5 protein-coding genes and 2 pseudogenes are annotated in these 7,431 nt (G+C 77.0%); 4 read left to right on the forward strand and 3 right to left on the reverse strand.

Annotated elements, in window-relative coordinates; all coding sequences use genetic code 11:
- Window positions 1–252 precede the first annotated feature (252 nt).
- From HLB09_RS19995 to HLB09_RS10465, 3 genes and pseudogenes are all read left to right on the forward strand, one after another.
- On the forward strand, window positions 253–876 hold the full coding sequence (locus HLB09_RS19995; protein ID WP_171203321.1) for a YdeI/OmpD-associated family protein: 624 nt from the start codon (window positions 253–255) through the stop codon (window positions 874–876).
- Between the two features lie 108 nt (window positions 877–984).
- A pseudogene (locus HLB09_RS10460) lies at window positions 985–2,292 on the forward strand (TrkH family potassium uptake protein); the annotation flags it as partial.
- Window positions 2,285–2,947 carry a potassium channel family protein gene (locus HLB09_RS10465; RefSeq protein WP_171203322.1) on the forward strand — a complete coding sequence of 221 codons (663 nt, stop codon included), beginning with the start codon at window positions 2,285–2,287 and terminating at the stop codon, window positions 2,945–2,947. The pseudogene HLB09_RS10460 and the gene HLB09_RS10465, both read left to right, overlap by 8 nt.
- 133 nt (window positions 2,948–3,080) lie before the next feature.
- Here HLB09_RS10465 and HLB09_RS10470 read toward each other — a convergent pair whose 3' ends face one another.
- The 3 genes and pseudogenes from HLB09_RS10470 to HLB09_RS10480 form a co-directional block, all read right to left on the reverse strand.
- Window positions 3,081–3,653 carry a flavodoxin family protein gene (locus tag HLB09_RS10470; RefSeq protein WP_171203323.1) on the reverse strand — a complete coding sequence of 191 codons (573 nt, stop codon included), beginning with the start codon at window positions 3,651–3,653 and terminating at the stop codon, window positions 3,081–3,083.
- 60 nt (window positions 3,654–3,713) lie between these two features.
- Window positions 3,714–4,685 (reverse strand): EamA family transporter, encoded by a 972-nt coding sequence (locus tag HLB09_RS10475; protein WP_212770891.1) that lies wholly within the window; start codon window positions 4,683–4,685, stop codon window positions 3,714–3,716.
- A gap of 454 nt (window positions 4,686–5,139) precedes the next feature.
- Window positions 5,140–6,039 (reverse strand): annotated as a pseudogene (locus HLB09_RS10480) (PAC2 family protein); the annotation flags it as partial.
- A 258-nt stretch (window positions 6,040–6,297) separates the two neighbouring features.
- On the opposite strand from HLB09_RS10480, the gene HLB09_RS10485 reads away from it, so the two are divergent.
- Entirely contained in the window at window positions 6,298–7,350 is a 1,053-nt protein-coding gene (locus HLB09_RS10485; RefSeq protein ID WP_171203324.1) for an SMP-30/gluconolactonase/LRE family protein, read from the forward strand.
- Window positions 7,351–7,431: the final 81 nt, after the last annotated feature.

Below are 7,431 nucleotides of genomic sequence, written 5' to 3' on the forward strand. Positions count from 1 at the left end.
GTGCTCGAGCGGCCGGCGGCCCTCCTCGCCGCGGTGCCGCCCCCCGGCGCGGCAGGGGGCAGCACCACGACGGCGTAGAGCCCGACCAGGTGCTGCCACCTGGACCCGCGGCAGCCCACCCCGCACGAGGTCGAGGCGGGGCGGCCGGGAGCGCGTCCGCGTGGCTCGAGCGGAGCGGTGCACCCCCCCGGGTCTGGTGCGCGGCGCCGCGGGACCGCACGATGGGCCCCCCGAGCCACGAGGGAGGGCGCCGTGACCGTCGACCCGCCGACGTCGGCGCGCGCCCCGCGCCCCCGCCCCGAGCAGCCCGAGCTGACGGTCGCCGACGCCGCCGCCTGGCGGGCCTGGCTCGACGAGCACGAGAGCACCAGCGACGGCGTGTGGCTGCGGCTCGCGCGCAAGGCCGCGGCCGCCGACGGCGGCGGTCCGACGACGCTCGTCTACGCCGAGGCGCTGGAGGAGGCGCTGTGCAGCGGCTGGATCGACGGGCAGTCGCGCCGGGGGGACGAGCGCGCCTACTGGCAGCGCTTCACGCCCCGCCGGGCGCGGAGCCTGTGGTCCGCCCGCAACACGGTCGCCGTCGCGCTGCTCGCCGAGTCCGGTCGGATGCGCCCGCGCGGGGCGGCCGAGGTCGAGCGCGCGCAGGCCGACGGGCGGTGGGACCGCGCGTACGCCGGACCCGCCGACATGGTCGTCCCCGAGGACCTGCAGGCGGCCCTGGACGCGGACCCCGCCGTCGCCGCCGCCTTCGCGGGGCAGCCCGCGCAGGACCGCTACGCCGCGTGCTTCCGCGTCGTGACGGCGTCCACCCCGGCCGTGCGCGCCCGTCGCGTCGCGGCGGTCGTCGAGCGTCTGGCCGGTGGGCAGGGCGAGTAGGCGACGACTCGCCCCGAGCGGGAGCGCCGCGGGGCGAGCTGGCGACGACTCGCCCCGGGGTGCGGCTTCGTAGGGCGAACAGGCGACGACTCGCCCGGGCGGGCGACGGCGCTCGTCGTCGTCGGCGGCTTCGCGGGCGCCTCCGCGGTCGGGACGGCGCTGCTGTCGCTGCCCCTCGCCACGGCGTCCGGCGAGCGGGCGCCGCTCGTCGACGCCCTCTTCACCGCCGTGTCGGCCGTGTGCGTCACCGGGCTCGCGACCGTCGACACCGGCTCGTACTGGTCGCTCTTCGGCCAGGTCGTCATCCTCCTGCTCATCCAGGCCGGCGGGCTGGGGATCATGACGCTGGCGACGCTCATCGCGCTGCTGCTGCGCCACCGGCTCGGCCTGCGGGCCCGGCTCGTCGCCCAGACGGAGACGAAGACGCTCACGAGCGCGGACGTGCGGCGGGTCGTGCGTCGCGTCGTCCTCTTCAGCCTGGTCTGCGAGGCCGTCGTCGCCGTCGTCCTCACCGCCCGCTTCGCCGCGGAGTACGACGAGCGGCTCGGCGCGGCGCTCTACGACGGCGTCTTCCACGCCGTCTCGGCCTTCAACAACGCCGGGTTCTCGACGAACGCCGACAGCCTCGTCGGGTACGCCGGCGACCCGGTGGTCCTCGGCGCCGTCTGCGCGGCCGTGGTCGTGGGCGGCCTCGGCTTCCCCGTCGTCTTCGAGCTCGTGCGCTCCTGGCGACGCCCGTCGCGGTGGTCGGTCCTGACGCGGATCACGGTCGCGGTCACGGCGGTGCTCCTCGTCGTCGGGACGGTCGGCTACCTCGTGGGCGAGGTGAGCAACCCGGCGACGCTGGGCGCCCTGGACCCCGAGGACCGGGCGCTGGGCGCGTTCACGGCGTCCGTCATGGCCCGCACCGCCGGCTTCAACGCCGTCGACATCGGTGCGCTTCGCCCCGAGACGCTGTTCCTCACCGACGTGCTCATGTTCATCGGGGGCGGCAGCGCCGGCACGGCCGGCGGCATCAAGGTGACGACGTTCGGGCTGCTCGCCTTCGTCGTCTGGGCCGAGGTGCGCGGCGAGCCCGCCGTGGTCGTGGGGCGCCGCCGGGTGCCGCAGGCCACGCAGCGGCAGGCGCTGTCGGTGGCCCTCCTCGGGACGGCGCTCGCCGTCGTCGGCACCTCGCTCCTGCTCGACCTCTCGCGCGTCTCGCTCGACCAGGCGCTCTTCGAGGCCGTGTCGGCCTTCGCCACCGTGGGCCTGTCCACCGGGATCACGGCCGACCTGCCCACCAGCGCGCAGCTCGTGCTGGTGGCGCTCATGCTCGCGGGCAGGGTGGGGCCGCTGACGCTCGCCACGGCCCTGGCCCTGCGCGAGCGCTCCCGCCGCACGCAGTACCCCGAGGAGAGGACCATCGTTGGCTGACCGCCTGACCCCCGTCGTCGTCATCGGGCTCGGCCGCTTCGGCACGGCCCTCGCCCTCGAGCTCGTCCGGCGCGGCGCGGAGGTGCTCGCCGTCGACCGCGACCCCGTCGTCGTCCAGCGGATGGCGGGCCAGATCGGCCAGGTCGTCGCCGCGGACTGCACCGACCGGGAGGCCCTCGAGGAGCTGGGCGTCCCCGACTTCGACCGCGCCGTCGTCGCCGTCGGCAGCGACCAGCACTCGAGCATCCTCACGACGGCGCTGCTCGACGAGCTCGGCGTCGAGCACATCTGGGCCAAGGCCCTCGACCGCCAGCACGAGCGGATCCTGCGCCGCGTCGGCGCCCACCACGTCGTCCTGCCCGAGGAGGAGATGGGCGCGCGCCTGGCGCACCTCGTGTCCGGCGAGGTCAGCGACTACCTGCAGGTGAGCCGCGACTGGGTGCTGGCCACGGCGACCCCGCCGCAGGACCTCGTGGGCGTGCCGCTCGGCGAGAGCGGCCTGCGGCGCCGCCACCGCGTCACGGTCGTCTCCGTCAAGCACGCCGGGGCCGAGGAGTTCACCTACGCGGACGCGAGCACGACGCTCGCCTACGGCGACGAGGTCCTGCTCGCGGGGCGCACGGCCGACGTCGACCGGTACGTGCGCTCGCGGTAGCCGGCCCGGCGCTCCCCGGGTCGAGGGCCCCGGGGCGAGGGCCCCAGGGCGAGGGCCCCAGGGCGAGGGACTGCCCGGGACGACGAGGGGCCCGCACCCGTGCGGGTGCGGGCCCCTCGGGGCGTGCGGGTGCTCAGGCGGTGAGCTTGCGGCTCACCGAGATGGCGCGGGTGACCATGTGGTCGAGGGCGCCGTTGGTGACGTCGTCGACCGGGGCGTCGTTGCCGCCGCCGGTGACGTGGCCGACGCCGTAGGGGTTGCCGTCGACGAACTTCGAGCCGTCGGTGTAGCCCGGGGTCACGACGATGCCGCCGAAGTGGTGGATGGTCGTGTAGAGGCTGAGCAGGACGGCCTCCTGGCCGCCGTGCAGCGTCTGCGACGCGGTGAAGCCGGCGTAGACCTTGTTCGCCAGCAGGCCCTTGGCCCACAGGCCGCCCAGGCTGTCGATGAAGACCTTGAGGCGGCCGGCCACGTTGCCGTAGCGCGACGGGGAGCCGAAGAGGACGACGTCCGCCCACTCCATGTCGTCGGCGGTCGGCTCCTGCGGGCGGTCCGTCGAGCCCTCGGCGCCGGCGGCGTCCTCGCGGCCCACGGCGAGGAGGCGCACCTCGGCGCCCTGCTCCTCGGCCGTCGCGGCCAGGCGGCGGGCCATCGTGTCGATGGTGCCGGTCATGGAGTAGTAGATGATCGCGACCTTGGTCGCCATGGGGCCTCCTCGGCTCGGTTCTCGTGCCACGCCCACGGGTATGTGAACGTTGGACTACCGTCAGCGTAGCCGAGGACGCCGACGGGTGCGCCCGGTCGTGCGCGAGACGTCCTCCGGACGGGCCTGCACGGGCTCGCCGCGCCGGCGCCCGAGCGCCACGCCCGCGCTCGCCGTGCTGACGAGCGCCAGCGCCACGAGCTCGGCCGTCGCCAGGCCCTGCCCCAGCACCACGAGCCCGGCGATCGCGGCGGCGACCGGCTGCAGGCTCATGAGGACGCCGAAGACGCGGGTGGGCAGGCGGCGCAGCGCCGCGAGGTCGGCCCCGTAGGGCACGACGGAGGACAGGAGCGCCACGGCCAGGGCCGCGAGCAGCAGGCCCGGACGCTCGACCACCTCGAGCGCGCCCGCCAGCCCGAAGGGGGCCACGAGGACGGCGCCGACGAGCAGGGAGACGGCCAGCCCGCCCGTGCCGGGCACGAGCCGCCCGACCCAGGCGCTGGCGAGGATGTAGCCCGCCCAGCACGCCCCCGCCGAGGCGGCCAGCACGAGGCCCGGGACGTCGAGGCCCTCGCCGGCCCCGGCGTCGCCGAGCGCCCGGACGCCGAGGAGCACGACCCCGGCCAGGGCGAGCCCGGACCAGAGCGCGTCCTGCGCGCGGCGGGCCTGCACGACCGACAGGACGAGCGGGCCGAGCAGCTCCACGGACACCGCGACGCCGAGGGGCAGGCGCTCGATCGAGAGGTAGAACAGCGCGTTCATGCCGGCCATGGCGGCCCCCAGCAGCGCGCACCCCCCCAGCGCGCCCGCCGACCAGCGGTGCACGCGCGGGCGCAGCAGCACCGCGAGGAGGCCGCCCGCGAGCAGCAGCCGCAGCAGCACAGTGCCGGGCGCGCCCAGCGCCGGGAAGAGCGTGCTCGCGACGGCGCTGCCGAACTGGACGCTGCCGATCGAGACGGCCATGAGCAGCGGCGCCGGCACCCGGTCGACCGGCCCCAGCACGGTGGGGGGCACGGGAAGGGGCGCAGGGCTCACCCGAGGTTCCTACCCCGGGCGCCCCCGGCGGCGGGCGGCGGGGCCGCTGGGCGGACGCCGGCCCCGACCACGGAGAGGGCCACGGCGTCCGCCCGCGGGAGCCGGCTCGGCGGAGAAGGGCTACGAAGTCCGCCCGCGGGAGCCGGCTCGGCGGAGGAGGGCTACGAAGTCCGCCGGCGGGGGCCCGCTCGGCGGCGAAGGGCTACGAAGTCCGCCGGCGGGGGCCGCTCGGGGAGACGCGCGACGGCGCCTCCCCGACGGGCGCTCAGCCGCGGTTCTCGTCCTGCCCGCCCTCGGGGTCGTCGCGCTCCTCGCCGTCGACCGCCGCGTCGTCCGGCGTCGCGTCACCCTCCGGCGCCGTCGTGCCCTCCGGCGCGTCGTCGGCGTCCGGCGCCGCGGTGTCCTCGGAGGCCCAGGGGCGGTCGCGGTCGTCACCGGAGGCGTCGAGGCCGCGGAGGTAGGCCTCGAGGTCGGCGGCCAGCTCGTCGCCGTCGGGCATCTCGTCGGCCGGGAGCGAAGGCGCGAGCAGGCCCGGGCCCTCGAGCGCGCGGCCGGCGAGGACGGCGTCGTAGGTGTGCTCCATCGCCGTCACCGCGCTGCGCGTGTCCTCGTCGCCGGCGACCTGGCGGTCGACCTCGGCGAGGACGTCCTTCGACGCCGCCACGAGCGGTCCCGTCGGCAGCTCGAGGTCGGCCGTCTCGCCGAGGGCCTCCAGCAGCGCGACGGCGGCCGGCGGGAAGTCGGCCTGCGCGAGGTAGTGCGGGACGTGCGCGGTGAAGCCCACCGTCGGGAGGCCCGCCTGCCCGAGGCGCTGCTCGAGGAGCGCGCCGACGTGGCCCGGCACCTCGACCTCGCCGATCCAGCGCGGGCGCCCGGCGATGAGGGAGCGGTTGCTGGCGTGCGGGGTGAGTCCCACGGGGCGCGTGTGCGGCGCCGCCCAGGGGATGCCGTGGAGGCCCACGACCATGCGCACGTCAAAGCGCTCCGCGAGGAGGCGGACGGCGGCCGTGAAGCGCTCCCACTGCAGGTCCGGCTCCGGGCCCGACAGCACGAGGAAGGGGCGCCCGGCGGCGTCCCGGACGGCGTGCACGAGGATCTCGGGCATCGTCACCGAGTCGAAGCGGTCGGTGCGGAAGGTCATGCGCGGCCGGCGGTCGCGGTAGTCGACGAGCTGGTCGGCGTCGAAGCGCGCGACGGGCTCGTTCTCCAGCTCGGCCAGGAGCGTGCTGACCGCCAGCGAGCTCGCGGACCCGGCGTCGACGAAGCCGCGCAGGGCGTGGACGAGCACGGGCCGCTCGCCGGGGGTGAGGTCGGAGGTCTCGTAGACCTCCACGAGGTCGTGGGGATCGAGCATGTCCCCTCCAACGCGCGAGGGGGCCCGCTGCATCCCGGCGCCGCCGTCAGGGCGTCGGCGTCCCCCGTCCGGCCCGCCCCGAGGACGACATGGCCACACGTCGCCCCAGTCGCGGGGCACCGGAGGGCGACATGGCCACACGTCGTCCCGCGAGAGAGGTGGGGGAGGGCGGCATGGCCACACGTCGCCCCAGAGGTGAGGGGGGAGGTCCGCGGCGCGCGCAGGACGGGGGCCGCCTCCGGCGGCACACTCGCGGGCATGACCCCGCCGACCGGAGACCGTGAGTCCCCTGACGCCGCCCCCCACGACGGCGGACGACCCGGCGCCCGGCCGGACGACGTCGAGGCGGGGCGCCCCGACCCCCGCGACCCGGCGGTCGGCCTGCGCCTGGAGGCCCGGCAGCTGACGTCTCCGCTGGCCCACCACGGCGAGGGCCCGGTGTGGGACGAGAGGGCGGGCGCGCTGCGCTGGGTCGACATGCTCCGCGGCGACCTGCTCTCGTGGACGCTGCCGGAGGGGTGGGACGGCGAGCGCGCCGCCGACGACGACGTCGAGCGGCACCACCTCGGCGACGTCCTCGCCGTCGTCCGCCCCCGGGAGCGGGGAGGCTTCGTCGTGGCCCTCGAGCGCTGCTTCGCCCTGCTCGACGAGGGCGACCTCGGCCGCGTCCCGCCGCGCCGCCTGCCCGACGTGTGGGACGACCCGACGATCCGCTTCAACGAGGGGGCCTGCGACCCCCAGGGGCGCTTCTACGCGGGGTCGATGGCCTACGACGCCCGCGAGGGCGCCGCGACGCTCTACCGCCTCGAGCCCGACCACTCGGTGCACGTCGTCCTCGAGGGCCTGACGATCTCCAACGGCCTCGCCTGGTCCCCCGACGGGTCCTGCGCCTACTACCACGACACCCCGACCCAGCGGCTGTGGCGCCTCGTCGTCGACGACGCCGGCGAGGTCGTCGAGCGCCGAGCGCTGCGGGAGACGCCGGAGGAGCGGGGCGGACCGGACGGGCTCGCCGTCGACGAGGAGGGCTGCGTGTGGGCGGCCCTCTTCGGCGGCTCGGCCGTCCACCGCATCTCGCCCGACGGGGACCTGCTGGCGGTCGTCGACGTCGGCGCCCGCCAGGTCACCGCGTGCGCCTTCGGGGGCCCGGACCTCGCCGACCTCTTCATCACGACGTCGGCCGAGGGCCTCGAGGAGGCCGAGCCGGGCGCCGAGCCGGGCGCCGACCGCGACGACGACCCGCTCGCCGGAGCGCTCTTCACGGTGCGCCCCGGCGTCCGGGGGCTGCGGGTCCGGCCCTTCGCCGGCTAGGCCCTCGCCCGCTCGCCGGGGGCCGCGGCCACCGCCCCGTAGGGTGGGCCGGGACGGCCGACGGGTCGGGCGCCCTCCTCC

Origin of the sequence: Pseudokineococcus marinus, from assembly GCF_013004605.1 — a bacterium.
In the GTDB taxonomy this organism is placed as follows: domain Bacteria; phylum Actinomycetota; class Actinomycetes; order Actinomycetales; family Quadrisphaeraceae; genus Pseudokineococcus; species Pseudokineococcus marinus.